Source organism: Roseococcus sp. GW821-FHT12F05, from assembly GCF_058806835.1.
The window spans coordinates 91,586-108,520 of the sequence record NZ_JBXAQB010000019.1 but is presented as its reverse complement, the minus strand read 5'-3'; the positions used below and the strand labels follow the sequence as shown (position 1 = coordinate 108,520).

17 protein-coding genes, 1 tRNA gene, 1 other RNA gene and 1 pseudogene are annotated in these 16,935 nt (G+C 70.0%); 6 read left to right on the top strand and 14 right to left on the bottom strand.

What is annotated here, in order from left to right:
- Nucleotides 1-10: 10 nt before the first annotated feature.
- Both AC1ROY_RS30550 and AC1ROY_RS30545 read left to right on the top strand, forming a co-directional pair.
- Nucleotides 11-1,000, top strand: a complete 990-nt coding sequence (locus AC1ROY_RS30550) for a Bug family tripartite tricarboxylate transporter substrate binding protein (protein WP_493152718.1) — start codon at nucleotides 11-13, stop codon at nucleotides 998-1,000.
- A 73-nt stretch (nucleotides 1,001-1,073) separates the two neighbouring features.
- Nucleotides 1,074-2,063: a Bug family tripartite tricarboxylate transporter substrate binding protein gene (locus AC1ROY_RS30545; protein ID WP_493152717.1), complete on the top strand. Its 990-nt coding sequence runs from the start codon at nucleotides 1,074-1,076 to the stop codon at nucleotides 2,061-2,063.
- Between the two features lie 83 nt (nucleotides 2,064-2,146).
- Here the strand turns inward: AC1ROY_RS30545 and AC1ROY_RS30540 are convergent, their stop codons facing one another.
- The 3 genes from AC1ROY_RS30540 to AC1ROY_RS30530 form a co-directional block, all read right to left on the bottom strand.
- Entirely contained in the window at nucleotides 2,147-3,391 is a 1,245-nt protein-coding gene (locus AC1ROY_RS30540) for a sensor histidine kinase (RefSeq protein WP_493152716.1), read from the bottom strand.
- A gap of 386 nt (nucleotides 3,392-3,777) precedes the next feature.
- Nucleotides 3,778-5,358: an ABC transporter substrate-binding protein gene (locus AC1ROY_RS30535; RefSeq protein ID WP_493152750.1), complete on the bottom strand. Its 1,581-nt coding sequence runs from the start codon at nucleotides 5,356-5,358 to the stop codon at nucleotides 3,778-3,780.
- A 149-nt stretch (nucleotides 5,359-5,507) separates the two neighbouring features.
- Nucleotides 5,508-6,359 carry an NAD(P)-dependent oxidoreductase gene (locus tag AC1ROY_RS30530; RefSeq protein WP_493152715.1) on the bottom strand — a complete coding sequence of 284 codons (852 nt, stop codon included), beginning with the start codon at nucleotides 6,357-6,359 and terminating at the stop codon, nucleotides 5,508-5,510.
- An 80-nt stretch (nucleotides 6,360-6,439) separates the two neighbouring features.
- On the opposite strand from AC1ROY_RS30530, the gene AC1ROY_RS30525 reads away from it, so the two are divergent.
- The gene (locus tag AC1ROY_RS30525; protein ID WP_493152714.1) at nucleotides 6,440-6,835 is read left to right on the top strand and encodes a GtrA family protein; all 396 of its coding nucleotides are present in this window, start codon (nucleotides 6,440-6,442) and stop codon (nucleotides 6,833-6,835) included.
- 17 nt (nucleotides 6,836-6,852) lie between these two features.
- Here AC1ROY_RS30525 and AC1ROY_RS30520 read toward each other — a convergent pair.
- The 10 genes from AC1ROY_RS30520 to AC1ROY_RS30475 all read right to left on the bottom strand — a co-directional run bounded on the left by AC1ROY_RS30520 (nucleotide 6,853) and on the right by AC1ROY_RS30475 (nucleotide 15,023).
- Nucleotides 6,853-6,926, bottom strand: a tRNA-Pro gene (locus AC1ROY_RS30520).
- Between the two features lie 61 nt (nucleotides 6,927-6,987).
- Nucleotides 6,988-7,716 carry an FkbM family methyltransferase gene (locus AC1ROY_RS30515; protein ID WP_493152713.1) on the bottom strand — a complete coding sequence of 243 codons (729 nt, stop codon included), beginning with the start codon at nucleotides 7,714-7,716 and terminating at the stop codon, nucleotides 6,988-6,990.
- The gene (locus tag AC1ROY_RS30510; RefSeq protein WP_493152712.1) at nucleotides 7,713-8,600 is read right to left on the bottom strand and encodes a PhzF family phenazine biosynthesis protein; all 888 of its coding nucleotides are present in this window, start codon (nucleotides 8,598-8,600) and stop codon (nucleotides 7,713-7,715) included. The genes AC1ROY_RS30515 and AC1ROY_RS30510 overlap by 4 nt, the downstream gene beginning before the upstream one ends.
- Nucleotides 8,590-9,237, bottom strand: a complete 648-nt coding sequence (thiE, locus tag AC1ROY_RS30505) for a thiamine phosphate synthase (RefSeq protein WP_493152711.1) — start codon at nucleotides 9,235-9,237, stop codon at nucleotides 8,590-8,592. The genes AC1ROY_RS30510 and thiE overlap by 11 nt, the downstream gene beginning before the upstream one ends.
- 109 nt (nucleotides 9,238-9,346) lie before the next feature.
- The gene (locus AC1ROY_RS30500) at nucleotides 9,347-10,630 is read right to left on the bottom strand and encodes a hypothetical protein (protein WP_493152710.1); all 1,284 of its coding nucleotides are present in this window, start codon (nucleotides 10,628-10,630) and stop codon (nucleotides 9,347-9,349) included.
- Between the two features lie 141 nt (nucleotides 10,631-10,771).
- On the bottom strand, nucleotides 10,772-11,143 hold the full coding sequence (locus tag AC1ROY_RS30495; RefSeq protein ID WP_493152709.1) for a DUF4345 domain-containing protein: 372 nt from the start codon (nucleotides 11,141-11,143) through the stop codon (nucleotides 10,772-10,774).
- A gap of 94 nt (nucleotides 11,144-11,237) precedes the next feature.
- The gene (locus tag AC1ROY_RS30490) at nucleotides 11,238-12,572 is read right to left on the bottom strand and encodes a hypothetical protein (protein WP_493152708.1); all 1,335 of its coding nucleotides are present in this window, start codon (nucleotides 12,570-12,572) and stop codon (nucleotides 11,238-11,240) included.
- A gap of 236 nt (nucleotides 12,573-12,808) precedes the next feature.
- Nucleotides 12,809-13,540 carry a sulfite exporter TauE/SafE family protein gene (locus AC1ROY_RS30485; RefSeq protein ID WP_493152707.1) on the bottom strand — a complete coding sequence of 244 codons (732 nt, stop codon included), beginning with the start codon at nucleotides 13,538-13,540 and terminating at the stop codon, nucleotides 12,809-12,811.
- Nucleotides 13,541-13,649: 109 nt separating this feature from the next.
- Nucleotides 13,650-14,570, bottom strand: a complete 921-nt coding sequence (locus AC1ROY_RS30480; protein WP_493152706.1) for a class I fructose-bisphosphate aldolase — start codon at nucleotides 14,568-14,570, stop codon at nucleotides 13,650-13,652.
- A 39-nt stretch (nucleotides 14,571-14,609) separates the two neighbouring features.
- Complete coding sequence (locus tag AC1ROY_RS30475) at nucleotides 14,610-15,023, bottom strand: hypothetical protein (protein WP_493152705.1); 414 nt, start codon at nucleotides 15,021-15,023, stop codon at nucleotides 14,610-14,612.
- A 108-nt stretch (nucleotides 15,024-15,131) separates the two neighbouring features.
- On the opposite strand from AC1ROY_RS30475, the gene AC1ROY_RS30470 reads away from it, so the two are divergent.
- The 3 genes from AC1ROY_RS30470 to ssrS all read left to right on the top strand — a co-directional run bounded on the left by AC1ROY_RS30470 (nucleotide 15,132) and on the right by ssrS (nucleotide 15,990).
- A complete protein-coding gene (locus tag AC1ROY_RS30470; protein WP_493152704.1) occupies nucleotides 15,132-15,380 on the top strand; it encodes a hypothetical protein in 249 nt (82 codons plus the stop codon).
- 32 nt (nucleotides 15,381-15,412) lie between these two features.
- Nucleotides 15,413-15,775, top strand: a complete 363-nt coding sequence (locus tag AC1ROY_RS30465; protein ID WP_493152703.1) for a cell division protein ZapA — start codon at nucleotides 15,413-15,415, stop codon at nucleotides 15,773-15,775.
- A 58-nt stretch (nucleotides 15,776-15,833) separates the two neighbouring features.
- Nucleotides 15,834-15,990, top strand: a non-coding RNA gene (gene ssrS / locus AC1ROY_RS30460) — 6S RNA.
- Nucleotides 15,991-16,184: 194 nt separating this feature from the next.
- Here ssrS and AC1ROY_RS30455 read toward each other — a convergent pair.
- Nucleotides 16,185-16,493: pseudogene (locus AC1ROY_RS30455) on the bottom strand (class I SAM-dependent methyltransferase); the annotation flags it as partial.
- Nucleotides 16,494-16,935: the final 442 nt, after the last annotated feature.

Below are 16,935 nucleotides of genomic sequence, written 5' to 3'. Positions count from 1 at the left end.
GAAACGTTTCATGCGGCACGCCGCACCCCTTCCGCTCGCCCGCCGGGCGCTGCTTCCGCTTGCTGCCGGCCTGGCCGCCGTGCCCGCCGCGCTGCGGGCGCAGGGCAACTATCCCGACAAGTCGATCCGCATGGTCGTGCCCTACACGCCCGGCGGCGGCACCGACAATCTCGGCCGCCTCGTCGCCCGTGCCCTGGGCGAGCAGCTTGGCCAGACCGTGGTGATCGAGAACCGCGGCGGCGCCGGCGGTAACATCGGTTCGCAGAACGTCGCGCAGTCGCCGGCCGACGGCTACAACCTGCTCTTCACGGGCAACGGCATCGCCATCAGCAACGTGCTGTTCCGCAGCCCCGGCTTCGACTGGCGCGCCGACTTCGTGCACATCGCCCGCTTCGCCAGCACGCCGATGCTGCTCGTCGTGAACCCCGCGATGCCCGCGCGCAACCTGCAGGAGTTCATCGCCCTCGTCCGCGCCAACCCCGGAAAGTACAACCACGGCACGCCGGGCGCCGGCACCTCGCAACACCTCGCCGCCGCGCTCTTCGACGACATGGCGGGCACGCAGATCACCCACGTTCCCTATCGCGGCACGGCGCCTTCAGTCACGGCGCTCGTTGCCGGCGAGGTGGAGGTCATGTTCGCCTCGGTCAGCGCGGTCGAGCAGCTTATCCGCGAGGGCAAGATCCGCGCGCTCGCCAACACGGCCGCGCGCCGCGCCCGCGCCTGGCCGGACCTGCCCGCGATATCGGAGGCGCTGCCCGGCTACGCGGCCGAGCTCTGGTACACCATGGCGGCCCCCGCGCGCACGCCGGCGCCGATCGTGGCGCGCCTCGAGGAGGCCGCGCGCAAGGCCATGGAGGACCGCGCCTTCCAGAACGTGCTGATGGAGCGCGGCTTCGACCCCGAATTCCTCGGCAGCGCCGCGCTTACCCAGGCGCTGGAAGAGGACAACCGCCGCTGGGCCCCGCTGATCCCGCGGCTGGGCATCACCGCCGACTGAAGCGGTCCTGCCCGCCGCCTGAACACCTGACCGAACGACGGCCCGAAGGGCCGCGATTTGAGGAGAAACGTTCATGCGGCCCGTCGCGCCATCGCCGCTCGCCCGCCGGGCCCTGCCGTCCCTGGCGGCCGGGCTGGCGGCGGCACCTGCTGCGCTCCGCGCGCAGCCGGTCTATCCCGACCATGCCATTCGCATGGTCGTGCCCTATACCCCCGCCGGCGGCACCGACAATCTGGGCCGCCTTGTGGCGCGCGGGCTCGGCGAGCAGCTCCGCCAGACCATCGTGGTCGAGAACCGCGGCGGCGCCGGCGGCAATATCGGGCGGCAGAACATCGCCCAGTCGCCAGCGGACGGGTACAACCTGATCTTCACCGGCAACAGCATCGTCATGAGCAACCTGCTGTTCCGCAATCCCGGCTTCGACTGGCGCACCGACTTCGCGCACATCGCGCGCTTCGCCAGCACGCCCATGCTGCTCGTCGTGAATCCCTCGATGCCCGCGCGCGACCTGCAGGAATTCATTGCGCTCGTCCGCGCGAACCCGGGAAAATTCAACCATGGCACGCCGGGCGCGGGCACCCAGCAGCATCTGGCCGCCGCGCTCTTTGACGACATGGCCGGCACCCGGATCACCCACGTCGCCTATCGCGGCACCGGGCTTTCAGTCACGGGACTGCTGACCGGCGAGGTGGAGGTGATGTTCGCCTCCGCCAGCTCCGTGGAAGCCTTGATCCGCGAGGGAAAGATCCGCGCATTGGCCAGCATCGCCGCGCGCCGCGCCCGGAACTGGCCGGACCTGCCCGCGATATCGGAGGTGATCCCCGGCTATGCGGCCGAGCTCTGGTACATCATGGCCGCCCCGGTGCGCACGCCGGCGCCAATCCTGGCGCGGCTCGAGGAGGCCGCGCGCAAGGCCATGGAGGACCCGGCCTTCCGGTCGTTGCTGATGGAGCGCGACTTCGATCCGGATTTCCTGGGCAGCGCCGCGGTCGTCGCCGCGCTGGAGGAGGATTCCCGCCGCTGGTCGGCGCTGATTCCCCGGATGGGCCTGACGGCGGAGTGATGAGGGTCCAGGGAACATGTTCCCTGGTGAGTGGGTTGGCCTCGAAGGGGAGGCAACGGGGAGGGCAAAGCCCTCCTCAGGACTCAGCCCACCGCCCCGGTCGGCACCAGCAGGCTCGCCTGGCTGCCGCCTTCCGGCAGCGTAGACAGCCAGAGCTCCCCCCCATGCGCCTCCGCCACGCGCCGCGCCAGCGCCAGGCCGAGCCCCGCCCCGGCCCAGCCGCGGCTGTGCGACATGTCCTTCTGCAGGAAGGGCGTGCCGAGCTGCGCCAGGATTTCCCCGGGGATGCCCGGCCCCTGGTCCACCACCTCGAAGCGCGTCCAGTGCGGGCCATGCGGCTCCCAGCGCAGCCGCACGCTCCCGCCCACCGGCGAGGCCTTGATCGCGTTGTCGACGAGCTGGAGCAGTGCGCGCTCGATGCGATGGAGGTCGCCATGGACCTGCACGTCGTGCGCGCCCTCCGGCCAGACCGTGACCTGCCGGGCCCGCGCGGCCTCGGCGAGGGCGGCGCGCACGCGCTGCGCGATGGAGGTGGCCCAGTCCGAGGCCGCCGGCCCCAGCCCCTGGCCGTCCTGCAGCGCCACCACGTCGAGCGCCACCTCGATCAGCTTCAGCAGGCTGTCGCCCGCGGCGCGGATGAGGTTGGCGTATTCGCGCAGCTCCTCCGGCGGCAGGCCGGGCGAGTTCGCGATCACCTCGGAGAAGCCGATGATGGGGATGAGGGGCGAGCGCAGCTCGTGCGAGACGATGGCCAGCAGGTTGTAGCGGGCACGCTCGCTCTGCTCGAGCGCTGTGCGGGTGTGCTGCAGCCCGTGCTCGGATTCGACGAGGCGCCGCAGCAGGCCCTGGCGCTCCTCCTCGGCGAGGCGGCTGCGGTGGTGGATCTCCGCTTCCCGCGCGGCCCGGGCGCGGCGGGCCAGCGCCGACTGGGCGGCGCGTTTCACCACCTCGGCGATCTCGGCGAAGCGGAAAGGCTTGCGCACGAGGTCGAAGGCCTGGGCCCGCATGGCGGCGATCGCGGTGTCGGTGTCGGCGAAGCCCGTGATCATGATGACCTCTAGCGCGCGGGATTCCTCGCGCTGGGCCAGCAGCTCGGCGGCGAGGTCGAGCCCCGTCTTGCCGGGCATGGAGATATCCGAGACGACGACGCAGATCGACGGGTCGGCGGCGATGCGGGCCTTCGCCTCCTCGGCGCCGTGGGCGCCTTCGGCCTGGAGGCCCAGCCGGGCCAGGTAGCAGGTCAGGGCCTCCACGATCGCGCGCTCGTCGTCGACGACGAGAATCCGGGCCGTGCCGAGGTCGGTCTCCAGCAAGGGCGTCTCGCTCACGACGGCGTTTCCCCGCGGGGTCGGGCGATGGCGCCGGGTGGAGATGCAGAGGCCATCACATGTCCAGCAAATGCAGCCGGGCAGACTATCACATCCCGTGGCAATGATCTGCCCCCGATCATTCTTGGCACGGGGAAGAATATTTGAGATTTACGCGGCCCCGGCCTCCGCTTATTGGAATTCCGGCCCAAAAGTGTCCAGGCCAAGAACAGGACTCGACGATCCAGTGCGCGAATTCTGTACGCACCGTTCCGCATTTCCTCTGGTTGATCCCCAGCCCGGGCAGACGGCCTCCACCCGGCGCGCATCCCGGCAACGCCGCGCGGGTGGGGATGTTGCGGGGGGCGGTCGGTTTTCCGCCGCCCCGGATTCCCTGACCTCCGGCGTCAGCTCCGCCGGACGTTGTGGAACAGCGGCGGCCCGCGCAGCACGCCCGTGAGGTTCGCGCGATAGGCCGTCGGCTGGAAGTACTGGCCCGTCGGCATGTAGGGCACCTGGTCGAAGGCGATGCGCTGCATGTCGCGCGTCGCCGCCTGCTCGGCCGCGAGGTTCGGCGCGTCGAACCATTCGTCGCGCTTGGCCTCCAGCTCGGGGATGGTGGGCCAGCCCGGCCAGGCCTCGGCGCCGTTGCCGCGGATGGCGTTGTGGCCGGCCGGCGTCCAATGGTCGAAGGCGGACCAGAAGGTGCAGAAGGCCGACCAGCCGCCCTGCTCCAGCGGGTTCTTGGTGGCGCGGCGCTGCAGCACGGTGCCCCAGTCGGTCGCGGCGTAGTCCACGTTGAAGCCCATCCGCTGGAAGGTGTCGGCGACGACGAGGGTGGAGGCGTTGATGGAGGCGAGGTCGGTCGCGTTCATCAGCACCAGCTTGGAGCCCATCGCGCCTGCCGCCTGCAGCTCGCGCCGCGCCAGGTCGACCGACTTCTTGAAGCGGTCGAGGCCGACATCGGAGGCGAGCGGCGAGGCGGGGGCGAAGAAGCCCACATTCTCGCGGATCAGCTCGGTGTTGCCGATCACCGGCGTCATGATGTCGAGCTGGTTGATCGCGGTGATGACGGCGCGGCGGACGGCCGGGTTGTTGAAGGGCTCGGTCAGGTGGTTCGGCCGGATGATGGCGATGAGGCCGAGGACATCGGCGACCTCGACCTTGAGGTTGCGGTTGCGGCCGAGCAGCGGGAGGAAGTCGCCGGTCGGCTGCTCCCACCAGTCGGTCTCGCCCGATTGCAGGGCCGCGGCCGCGGTCGAGAAGTCGGAGATGATCTGCCACTCGACGCGCTCGAAATTGGCGACCTTCGGGCCGGCCGTCTGCTGCGCCGCGCCGCTGGGCAGGGGCACGTAGCCCGCGAACTTCTCGTAGACCGCCTTGCTGCCCGGGTTCCACTCGCCGCGGACGAAGCGGTAGGGGCCGCTGCCGGTCACGTCGGTGATCTGCTGGAAGGGGTCGGTCTGCGCGACGCGCTCGGGCATCACGAAGAGGCAGGGCGTGGTGATCTTCGCGAAGGCGTCGATCATCTTCGGGAAGGGCTTGTTGAGCTGGATCTCGAAGGTGGTGTCGCTGGGCGCGCGCATCTCCACCGTCTGCGTCAGCAGGCGCTGGCCGAAGGCGTCGCGCCGGGCCCAGCGGCGGATGGAGGCGACCACGTCGCGGCCGCGCACCGGCTCGTTGTCGTGGAAGCGCAGGTTGGGGCGCAGCGTGAACTTCCACAGGAGGCCATCGTTCTCGACCGTGTGCCCCGCGACCATCTGCGGCTGCGGCTTGAAGTCGTTGTCCAGCCCGTAGAGCTGGTCATAGACCAGATAGCCATGGTTGCGGACGATGAAGGCCGAGGACCAGAAGGGGTCGATGGTCGAGAGGTTGGCGTGCGGGATGTGGCGGATCACCCGCGCATTGGCCGGCTGCGACAGGGCCGGTCCGGCCAGGGAGGCAGCGCCGAGTGCGCCTGCGCCCGCCAGGACGTGACGTCTTTGGATCATTTCCGAAAGTCTCCCGAAGGTCTGTGGCCGAATCCTAGCAGGGGATCGGCCCGTGTCTCCACCCATACGGCCTTCACCTGCACGTATTCCGCCAGCCCCGCCGCCCCGAGGAGCGGCCGGGCGTCTGCGCGAGCTCCGGGCCCGGTTCAGCCGGGTCGCTCTCCGAAGATGGCGGCGGCGACGCGGTTGAACTCCTCGGCGTCGGCGACGGGCGAGGTTTCCCAGGCCTCGGCAGCGGCGGCGCAGACGGACAGCGGCATTCCCGCCTCCGCAGCGAGGCCGAGGGCCAGCCGCACGTCCTTGCGCATCAGCCCGGCGGTGAAGCCCGAATCGAAGGCGCCGGTCTCGATCCAGCGCGGCCAGTTCACCTCGGTCGCGGCCGAGCGGCCGGAGGCGGCGTTGATCACCGGAAGAAGGGCGGCGGGCGGCACGCCGGCCGCGTCGGCCATGCGCAGCGCCTCGGCCGCGGCGGCGAGATGGGTCGCCACCAGCAGGTTGTTCGCGAGCTTGGCCACCTGGCCCGCGCCGGATTCGCCGACACGCACGATCCGCGCGGCGATCAGCGAGAGCAGCGGCGTGGCGCGCTCCAGCGCCGCGGCGTCGCCGCCCACCATCATCGCGAGCTTTCCGGATTCCGCTCCGGCCGGGCCGCCGGAGACCGGCGCGTCGAGATAGGCGATGCCGACCCGCGCCGCATCGGCGGCGAAGCCCCTGGCGGCGACGGGCTCCAGCGTGGAGGTGTCGGCGATGACGGCGCCGGGCGGCAGGACGGGCAGCAACTCGTCGAGCACGGCGCTCACCGCCGCCGCCTGCGGCAGGGTCAGCAGCACCACGGCGGCGGTGACGCCGGCGGGCGAATCGACGGCGACGGCGCCCGCCCCGGCGGCCGCCCGGCGCAGGCGGGGATCGAGGTCGAAGGCCAGCACCGGCTGGCCCTGCGCGCGCAGGCGACGGAGCATGGCGCCGCCCATCTGTCCGAGGCCGATCAGACCGATCATGGGTGTTCCTTCCCGTCGCGGCGCAGCATAGGGGCATTCCGGCCGCAATTGCGCCATGGCCCCTGGAGAAAAGCGCGCCCATGCGAGTGACGATCCTGCAGTTCCTGCGCTTCGGCGTGGTGGGCGTGGCCGGCTTCCTGGTGGATGCGGGCGTGCTGACGGCGATGCTCTGGCTGGGGCTCGGCCCCTATGCCGGGCGCGTGGTGTCCTATCTGGCGGCGGCGAGCACGACCTTCGCGCTCAACCGCGCCTGGACGTTTCGCCACGCCTCGCGCGAGGCGCCGGTGGCGGCGCAGTGGGGGCGCTTCGTGCTGCTGAACCTCGTGGGCTTCGTGGCGAATTACGGGACCTACGCGGCGCTGGTCGCGGGGACGGAGGTCGTGGCTGCCTATCCCGTGATCGGCGTGGCGGCGGGATCGCTGGCGGGCATGTTCATCAATTTCGGGCTGTCGCGGCGCTACGTCTTCAAGGCGTAGGGCCCGGCGGGAGAATATCGGAGTGAGAGGATTCGAACCTCCGGCCCCTGCGTCCCGAACACAGTGCTCTACCAGGCTGAGCTACACTCCGGTGTGGGCGGGTTCTTAGCCATGTGCCGCCCCCTCGGCAAGCGGGGCCCGAAAGATTGCTGTCATGCGACGGCGCGGAGGCGGGCGAGGCAGGCCGCCGCGGTCTCCTCCGGGAAGAAGTAGAAGCTGAAGACATAGGGATCCGAGGCCCCGAAGACGGCGGGATCGGAGCTCGCGACCTGCATGGTCGCGGGATCGAAATCGGCCAGCGGATGCCAGCCCGCATGCCAGTACCAGCCCCCGTAGCCGAGCGCGGCCAGCAAGGCCGGCACGTCGCGCGTGCTGCCGGCGCGGTGGCGCTCCTCGATCTCGACGGAAAGGATGGGGCGGGACCGCGTCAGCGTGTCGCGCGAGCCCTCCAGCACCTCCTGCTCCGCGCCCTCGGCGTCGAGCTTGACGGCGGTGACGCCGCGCAGGCCCAGGCTGTCGAGCATGACGACCTTCACCCTATGCGCCTCCGTGGTGACGCTGGCGTGCTCGGCGTAGTCCTTGGCTATGCTGGCCCATTGCTCCTGCTTCACGCCGTCCAGCACCGGCAGGGTCAGCACCGCCTCGCCCGGCGCCGCGCCCAGCGCCTCGGCGTGCAGCGTGACGTTCGGCGGGATGCCGCCGAACTCCGCCGCGAGGTTCGCCCGTAGCCGCGCCATCGCCGAGGGCAGCGGCTCGAAGGCATGCACCTGCGAATCGGGCAGCCGCGCGAAGGGGAGGGTCAGCAGCCCGTCATGCGCGCCGATGTCGAGCAGGACGCCCGGCCGATGCAGCGCCCGGTGGACGTCCCACTCTTCCATCATATCGTGATGAAGCCGCGCGAGACCGCCACCACGCCGCCGCCGACCCGTACGCGGATCGCGCCGTCCGCCTCGCGCTGCGCGGCGAGGTGGAGCTGGCTCGGCCGGCCCATCTCGATGCCCTGCTCCACCTCCAGCAACAGCGCACTGCCGCCGGCCAGGTGCAGCAGCAGGCCCGCGAGCGCGATGTTCGCGGCACCCGTCGCGGGATCCTCCACGATGCCGCTGAGGGGCGCGAACATGCGCACCCGCCGCCGCCCGATGCCGAGCGGCGTGTGCAGCAGCAGCCCGATCGGCGGCGTGGGCAGGCCGGGCAGGTAGCGGGCCATGGCGGCCAGGTCGGGCATCGCGGCGGAGAGCAGGTCCGCATCCTCGACCTCGGCGATGGCGAAGGCGGCGCCACACCCGGCCAGCAGCGGCGGGTGCCCGTTCACGTGGATGGCCTCCTCCGGCAGGGCGGCGCAGGCGGCGACGGCGGCGCGGTCCAGCGCCGCGCCGATGGCGAAGGGCAGGGGGGCCTCGATCTCGGCCGCGACCGGCACGCCAGCGCTGTCCCGCGTGAGGCGCGCGGGGACGAGGCCGGCCGCTTCCTCCAGGATCAGGGTCTCGCCGGCATGCCTCAGCCGGCGCGCCAGCATCACCGCGGCGCCGACGCTCGGATGGCCGGCGAAGGGCAGCTCGATCGCGGGGGTGAAGATGCGCAGGCGGATGTCGGCGCCCTCCGCCTCGGCGGGCAGGACGAAGACGGTCTCGGGCAGGCCGAGCTCGCGCGCGACGTCCTGCAGGACCTCCGTCTCCAGCTCCTCGGCGCCGAAGACGAGGCCCAGCGGATTGCCGGCGAAGCGGCGCTCCGTGAAGACGTCGGCCGTCTCGAACTCAAGCTCCACGTTCGAGCCCTCCCAGGGCCTCGCCGATGGCCGCGTTCATCGCGCGCACTCCGGCGGCAGGCCCCTCGGAATGGTTCCACACAGCGCCGACGACGGCGAGGAAATCGGCGCCCGCCCGCACCAGAGCCCCGCAATTCACCGGGGTGATGCCGCCGATCGCGACCGAGGGCACCTCCATCATCTCGCTCCACCACTCCAGGATTTCCGGATCTGCCTGGTGCGTGGCCTCCTTGGTGGAGGTCGGGAAGAAGGCGCCGAAGGCCACGTAGTCGGCGCCGAGCTCGCCTGCCTCCATCGCGAGATGGCGCGAGGCGTGGCAGGTGATCCCGAGAATCTTGTCCTGGAGCAGCTTTCGCGCGCCGGCATGGTCGCCGTCGGTCTGGCCCAGATGCACGCCGTCGCAGCCGGTGGCGGCGGCCAGCTTCGCGTCGTCGTTGAGGATGAAGGCCACCTCGCGCGCCTGGGCGATGGGCAGCAGGGTCTCGACGGCGCGCCTGATCTCGTCCTCCGGCGCGTCCTTCAGCCGGAGCTGGAGACAGGCCACGTCGCCGGCGTCCAGCGCCTGCGCCAGCAGGTCCGGAAAGCCCTGCGGCAGCACGGGCGGCGTGATGAGGTAGAGGCGGCAGCGGTCGTCCATCGCCCTTCATCGCCCGCAAAGCCGCCTTTGGGAAGGCTATTCCCTGCCGCGGAGCGGCGCTGGCGATGCTGCCGCGGAGCGGCGCTGGCGATGCTGCCGCGGAGCGGCGTCAGCCTCCCTGCCGGGCCGGCGCGGCCGCTTGCGCGCGCAGCTTGCCCGCGACCCCGTCCACCATCGCCTCGATCACCGTGAAGACCACCTCGAGCGAGAAGCCCACGAAGAAGGCCGCCGCCCCCAGGCTCAGCGTGAAGCCGCCCATCTGCACCGGCTCGTTGCCCGTCCAGAGCACGCCCAGCAGCCCGCCCAGCATGGTGGCCAGCAGGATGCGCAGCATGGCGTGCGAGCCGTCATGGAACTCCAGCGTCCAGTCGGAGAGCTTCTGGTCGAGCCGCCGCAGCGCATAGGCGCAGCCGCCGACGCAGCCCAGCAGCAGCGGCAGCACGAAGCCCGTCAGCACGGAGATGGCGCCGGCCGTGCGGATCTCGGTGCGCTGCCAGTGGCGCGGCATCTTGTCGTCGTCCGAGGCCGCCGGCAGGGCCGTGCATTCCGCCGCGCCGTAGATCCAGCCGCAGGCGATATCGACGATGCCGCCGAGCACGAGCCAGTGCGTCCGCTGGTTCCAGGCGGCCAGCCGCTGGAAGATCAGCTCTTCGCGCAGCGCCGCCTGGGACCATTGGCTGCACAGCGCCGCGGCCTGCGCGCCGGAGCTCTCGGCCGCCGAGGGGTGGCGGCCGGGCAGGGGCCGGCGGTCGTCGTCCTGGCCGGGGCAGAAGGACGGGAAGAGCCTGGTCAGGGGCCGCTCGCCCTCCTGGACCGGAGCCTCCACGGTCGTCCAGGCGCCGGCGGGCAGCTTGGCGAGCTCGCCATAGGTGGTGGCCAGCTCCCGCCGCACCTCCTGGAGCTGCTGCACGGCGCGACGGCCGTCATCCACATGGGCCAGCAGCAGGACGGCGAGGGCGGTGGCCGCCACCGCGATGATGGTGATCCAGTCCATGATGCGGCGGAGCGTGGCGGCGCGGGTGGCGACGGCCGGCGGCGGCTCGTTGTCCTCCAGCGGGATGCGCAGATAGGCGCTGCTGAGGCGGATGGTGGCGACGGAGGCCGGCGCGGCCCGGCGGCTGAGGTCGTCCACGCAGGAGACGAGGGTCGCGAGCTTCGCCTGGTCGCGTGCGACCTCGGCGGGGTCAGCGGTGAGGATGGACCAGGCGGCCAGGTGGTCGCCGGCGGCATTGGGCGCGGTGGGCACGGCGGGGCCGATCGGGCGGTCCGGCCGGCGGGCGGCGAAGCGCAGGAGGAGGCGGCCGTCGCGCTGCAGGCCGCGGGCATATTCCGTCGCCACCTCGTCGGGCGTGGGCAGCAGCTTTTCCGTGTGTACCTGCCGCTGGTCGTCCATGGGACGCTTCCTCCGCGGGAATGAAAATTCCTGGGCATATTGTCTGTGGCAGGAGGTCTCGTCCATCTGTTTCTTGCGGGGCTACTTTCCGCTATCGGCGGAGGGCGGGCGACTTCTTTGCCGAACAAGTAACCGCGCCACCTATTCGGCCGGGGACATGGTGCGCCGCACCCAGAGCCAGAGCGCGGGCGTCACTCCCAGCTCCATCCCGAGCGCCAGCACATGCGGCAGCGGCGGCGGGCCGGCGAAGACCAGCCCGAGCAGGCGCGCGAGGCCGCCCAGGATCACGACCGGCGCGAGGATATCAAAGACCCAGCCGCGCCGCTCGAGGTCGAAGGCGGCCCAGGCGAAGCCGATCCCGATGCCGAGGAGCAGGCCCGAGAGGTAGCGGAGATGGCTGTCCGCCGCGGGCGGGCCGGCAGCGCCGAGGAAGGCGATCCCGGCCAGGCATCCGGCGAGGCCGGCCAGGATGGGAACGCAGCAGGCCAGCCAGATCGTCGCACGGAGCATCATGGAGACAGGACGCGCGAGCGCCCTGCCCGGATGCAAGGCTGGCTGCGAAATGCCGTTCAGCCGAACTTTCCGGCTCCCCCTCTATGAGGAGCGATCAAGCTGGCGTCCCACCGCTGCTGGCGGGCGGCGTCGCAGCCGGCGGGGTGGCGGGCGATGCGGTTGTGGGCCTCTTCGGCATCTGTATGGCCGGCGCAACCTGGAGGTTGATGGGCTGTGCGCGCAGCTTGCCCGCAACGCCGTCGACCATGGTCTCGATCAGCGTGAAGACCACTTCCAGCGAGAAGCCCACAAAGAAAGCGGCTGCTGCCAGAGTCAGTTCGACGCCGCCAACCTGCACTGTCTGATTGCTGGTCCAGATGACACCGAGCAGGCCGCCCAGCATCGTCGCGAGGAGTACGCGCAGCCAGGAATGGGATCCGTCGTTGAACTCGAGTTCCCATCGCGACAGTTTCTGGTCCAGCCGCCGGAGTGCATAGGCACAACCGCCGATGCAGCCCATGAGCAGTGGCAGGATGAAGCCGGTCAGCGTTGCGATGGATCCGGCCGTCTGGAGTTCCGTCCGAAGCCAATGGTGGCGCGCCACCTCGGGAGACTCGCCGGCGGACAGTGCGGAAGAGGCACCTGAGGCCAATACGGGCACGGGCCGGCATGCGTTTCCGCCCCATCGGAGAGGCCTGAACAGCCGATAATTGCGGCAGTTCCACGCTGTGAGATCGAGATGCACCAATCGTTGCCGCAGTGCGGCGCGCTCGCGTTCGCCGCAGAGGTTGACCGCCCGCAGACCTTCGGCCGTCGACGTTGGCTGCCTGTGAGGGGATGCCTCCGCGAGTCGTCGCGCCTCTCCGTCCAGGAAACCTATATCCACACAATATGGAACGAAATTGTTCGCAGGGTCCACCAGAGGAACCCAAGCTTTGGAATCCAGCTTGGCAAGCTCCTCATAGATACGGCTGACCTCATCGTCGGCGGTCTGCATTTGCCTGCTTATTCTTCGCCCGTTTTCCACGTGAACAAGTAATAATATAGATATTAATGTAACGACAAAGGCCAATGTCATGATTCCATGCATCATGCAACGTATGAATCGTGCTCTTGTCCTGATGTCAGTGGGATAGGGCTCGCCATCTTCCAATGGTATCTGCAGATAAGCGCTGCTCAAGCGAATGGACGAGGCCGAAGCCGGGGCCACGCGGCGGCTCAGATCATCGACGCAGGCAACCAATGTCACGAGATGACTAGCATCATCGTCCCCGAAGGATTCGTACGGGTCCGTAAGAATGGAGTAGGCTGCAATCGTGTCCGGATTGGAGCTCGGCAAAGCAGTATAGCCGATGGGGCGATCGGGGCGCCTGGCCAAAACACGCAAGAGCAACCTGCCGTCGCGCTGCAAGCCGAGGATGAATTCCTTTTTTGCTTCCGAGGGATTCATGGGATCTGGTGAAGATTGTGAGGTTGCGGATTTCCGATCCCGCCACATCTCAAGGAGGCAGCAAAACATGATTCTCTCTTCGAATATTTTGATATTCGATATTAGAAATTTATTTTCCTTACCTTCAAGGAAAAAATACGAAGAATTTTAATGATGGATAATGTATATGAATAATTATGTAAAATATTGGTAGATATCGACTACTTCTTCCCTCGATCGGCGATTGCGATTGTCCACTACCCCTTCAGCGCAATCGCCGCGCCCAGCACCACCAGCGACACGAAGAACACGCGCCGGAACACCGCCTCCGACATCGCGCCGCGCAGCCGCGTGCCGATGGACTGCCCGATCAGCGACGGCACCAGCGCCGCCAGCGACTGGCCCAGCAGCCCCCAATGCAGGTCGCCGGTGCCCCCCAGCAGCACGCCGAGCCCGATGGTCGCCACCGTGAAGGTCACGCCCAGCGCGCGGACCAGCTCGTCCTTGCCGAGCCCCTGCGCTTGCAGCCAGGGCACGGAGGGAATGACGAAGATGCCCGTCGCCGAGGTCAGCCCGCCCGTGGCGAGTCCCATGGCGAGGCCCCAGCTCTCTGGCAGCCGCGGCCGCCACGCCGCCAGGCCGACGGCGCCGTAGATCGCCAGCACGATGCCCAGCACCAGCGCGCCGTAGCGCCCGCCGAAGCCGCCCCAGAGCCAGCCGCCGGCCAGGATCCCCACGAAGAGGCCGAGCAGCATCGGCCAGAAGCGCCGCGTCAGCGCCCAGGAGGACGAGGCCGGCGCCATCTGCACGAGGTTGGTGACGATGGAGGGCAGCAGCAGCAGCGCCGCGGCCTGGGCCGGGCTCAGCAGCAGGGTGAGGAGCGCCATGGCGATGGTCGGCAGGCCGAGACCGATGAGGCCCTTCACCCCGCCGGCCAGGAGGAAGACGAGGCCGATCGCAGCGGCCTGGAGGAGGTCTGGCGTGTTCATGGCCGAGGATCTACCGGACCAGGGCCTGCGACGTTTCGGAAGGGGCCGAAGCCACAGCGCCGAAAAGACATGGCCCCGGAGCCGTCGCCCCGGGACCAGGCTCGAAGGATCAGGCCCTGGTCTTGTACACCTCGATGATGTCGTTCAGCAGCTTCAGCGCCTCGGCCTTCGGGCGCTGGAAGGCGTTGCGGCCGACGATCGAGCCGTTGCCGCCGCCCGCATGGATCGCCCGCGCCTCGTCCAGCAGCGCGTCCGCGCCCTTGGCCTCGCCGCCCGAGAACACCACCAGCCGCCGCCCGTTGAAGCAGGCCTTCACGATATGCGCGATGCGTGCCGCCGGGTCCTTCACGTCGACCGGATAGGAGGCGTAGGTCTTCTTCGCGGCTTCGAGAAAGATCGCGTCGGTGGGCGGCTTCACCTTGATGATGTGCGCGCCCGTCAGCGCCGCCATGTGCGCGGCATAGGCGGCGATGTCGAGCGCCGTCTCGCCCACCTTGTCCAGCATCGGCCCGCGCGGATAGGACCACACGACCACCGCGAGGCCGACGGCCTTGGCCTCCTCGGCGAGCTCGCGCAGCTCCTCGATCATCTCGAACTGGTACTCGCTACCGGGATAGATGGTGAAGCCGATGGCCGAGCAGCCCAGCCGCAGCGCGTCGGCCACAGAGGCCGTCACCGCCTGGTCCTTCGTCGTGGACAGGCTGTTGGAGGAATTCACCTTCAGGATGGTCGGGATGCAGCCGGCGAAGGTGGCGGCCCCGGCCTCGATCGGGCCGAGCGGCGCGGCATAGGCGTTCAGCCCGGCCTCGATCGCCAGCTCGAAATGGTAGTGCGGGTCATAGGCGTCGGGGTTGGGCGCGAAGCTGCGGGCCGGGCCGTGCTCGAAGCCCTGGTCCACCGGCAGGATCACCATGCGGCCCGAGCCGCCGAGCTTGCCGGTCATCAGGATGCGGGCGAGGTTCGTCTTGGTGCCGGGATTGTCGCTCTCGTACCAGGAGAGGATGTCCTTCACCTTGCGCGTCAGCTTCATCGGGCGTTTCCCTTTCGATGTGCGGCGTTCGGGCGGTGATTAAGGCAGTTCGCCGGGGTCCGGAAGGCCCAGCCAGCCGGCCAGATGCCGGCGGCCCTGGGGCTTTTTCAGGTTCACGCGCGCCAGGTCCAGCGCCGGGGGCGGCGCCTCCAGCAGCCGCGCGCCCATGGCCGCGGCGATCCTTGCGAGGCCTGGGAAGGCCGGCACCTCCGGCGACAGCACGACCGTCGCGAATCCCGCCTTCAGCGCCGCCAACGCATGGCCCGGCGCATCGGCGGCATCCAGGATGCCGAGCGCGAAGGCGCCATGCACGTCGAGGATCGCCCGGAAGCCCGCGAGGCCCATGTAACCGGCAGCGCCTGGCGCGGAGAGCAGCGCCACGGGCCGGCCATGCCCTCCCATCGGGGCCAGCGCGAGCACCGCGCCCACCTCTTCCGCGCTGTGCACTATCACCGCGCGCGGTCGCACGACGACGGCCCGCGGTTGACCCTGGCAGTCCTGCATGTCAACGCTTTCCCATGCGCCGCGCCGCTCCGTCCAGCGCGCCGGCAGGAGTCGGATTTGAGCTCAGACGACATCACCCTCCTCGCCGCCGAGCGGCTGGAGATCGCGCTGGAACGGCTGGCGGAGGCCCTGGAGGCCCGCTTCGCCGCGATGCCGGAACCGGCGCCGGCCGCCGAGCTGCCCGCCGAGCCTATGCCCGCCGACATGGTCCCCCGGGCCGAGGTGGAGCGGCTGGCCGCGCGGCTCGACGAGGCGCTGGCGCGGCTGCGCGCGCTCCTCGGCGACGAGGCCGGCGGCGAGACTTGAACGCGCCATACTTGAAGGCAGGGAGGATTCCGATGGGCCAGGTCAACGTGCGCGTGAACGGCTACAACCACACCATCGGCTGCAAGGATGGCGAGGAGGAGCACGTCTCGGACCTCGTCGCGCAGCTCGAGGAGAAGGTGCGCGTCATCCGCTCCATGGGCGGGCAGTTCTCCGAGGCGCGGATGCTGCTGCACGTGGCGCTGCTCTTCGCGGACGAGGCGGCGGACCTGCGCATCGACCTGGCAAGGCTGCGCAGCCAGGGCGCGGCCACGGCCGCCGCGCAGGGCTCGGGCCTGCTGCCGGTGCCGCCGGAGCCTGATCCCCGACTCGCCGAGCGGCTCGCGCGCATCGCCGAGCGCATCGAGAACATCACGGGCGCGATCGAGAAGCCGTAATCCCGGAAGCGCCATCGGCTTCCTTGTGCTGAAGCCGCCGAAGCCCTACCTGTAGCGGGCGAGACTGCCCGGTGCGTCCGGCAAGACATCCCCAGGGCCAATACGCATCTCCCGGGAACTGGCGCTGGCTGGATCTTGGTCCAGCTACCTGGTGCCCACCTGCTTATGGCAGGCCTTGGGAGGATGCATGTGCCAACGGCCAGGGTGGTTTCGCACTTCCCACTTTGACCCGCGCCGCGCGCGGCCGCGTCCAGGCCTCGGCGAGACCGACCCGGGCGCGCCGCACGAGGCCTGCCGCCGCCAGCGCCGCCCGGCCCTCGGCGCAGGCCGCCTCGCCGATGAAGCGGGGATGGAACTCCACCAGCACGAGCCGCGCCCGCGCCAGCAGGCCGGGATGGTTGCGCAGGAACTCCGCCTCGCCGCCCTCGATGTCCAGCAGCACCGTGTCGAAGTTCAGGCCCAGGCGCGCCTCCAGCGCCTCCAGCCGCCGCTCCCGCACCGGCACGGGCCGGCTGCCGGCATGGCAGACGCTGGCGCTGCCGGAGACGATCGCCTCGGCGGCCCAGAAAGGGCGCTCGCGCTCGCTGCGGCCGACGACGCCGTCCACCACCCGGAACTGCGCGCCGTTGCGGGCGCGGTTGGCCTCGAGCCAGGGCAGCAGCGCCGGATTGGCCTCCACCACCACATGGCGACGGGGATCGCGCAGGCGCGCATTCACCAGGCAGGAGGTCACGCCGAGGCAGCCGCCGAGCTCCAGCACGGTCGCGCCCCGGCGCAGGTAGCGCCAGAGCAGCAGCCGCTCGGGAAGCTCGTAGAGGCCGAGCGGGAAGCGCCCGCGGAAGCGGCGCGTCGTCAGGTCGGGAGGCACACGGAAGCGTTGGCCCCCGGTGACGTATTCTCCGCCGGACCAGTCGAAGAGGGCGCCGCTGATGCGCTCCACCCCCTCCCGGAGAAGCTTGCGAAACACGCGATACGATTCCTTCGTACCGGAGAGCCGGTGACGCGTTGTTGAAACCGGAGGCGGGTGTGCGGATTCTCCGCGCGTTTCGCCTCCTGCGTGTAAGCTGGCGACACCTTGCCACTGTCTCAATGCGGGATTCCCCGTGGTTCACATCCGTGAGCATGCAAGGGCACCCGGCTCGCCAGCCAGCCGGGTTTTG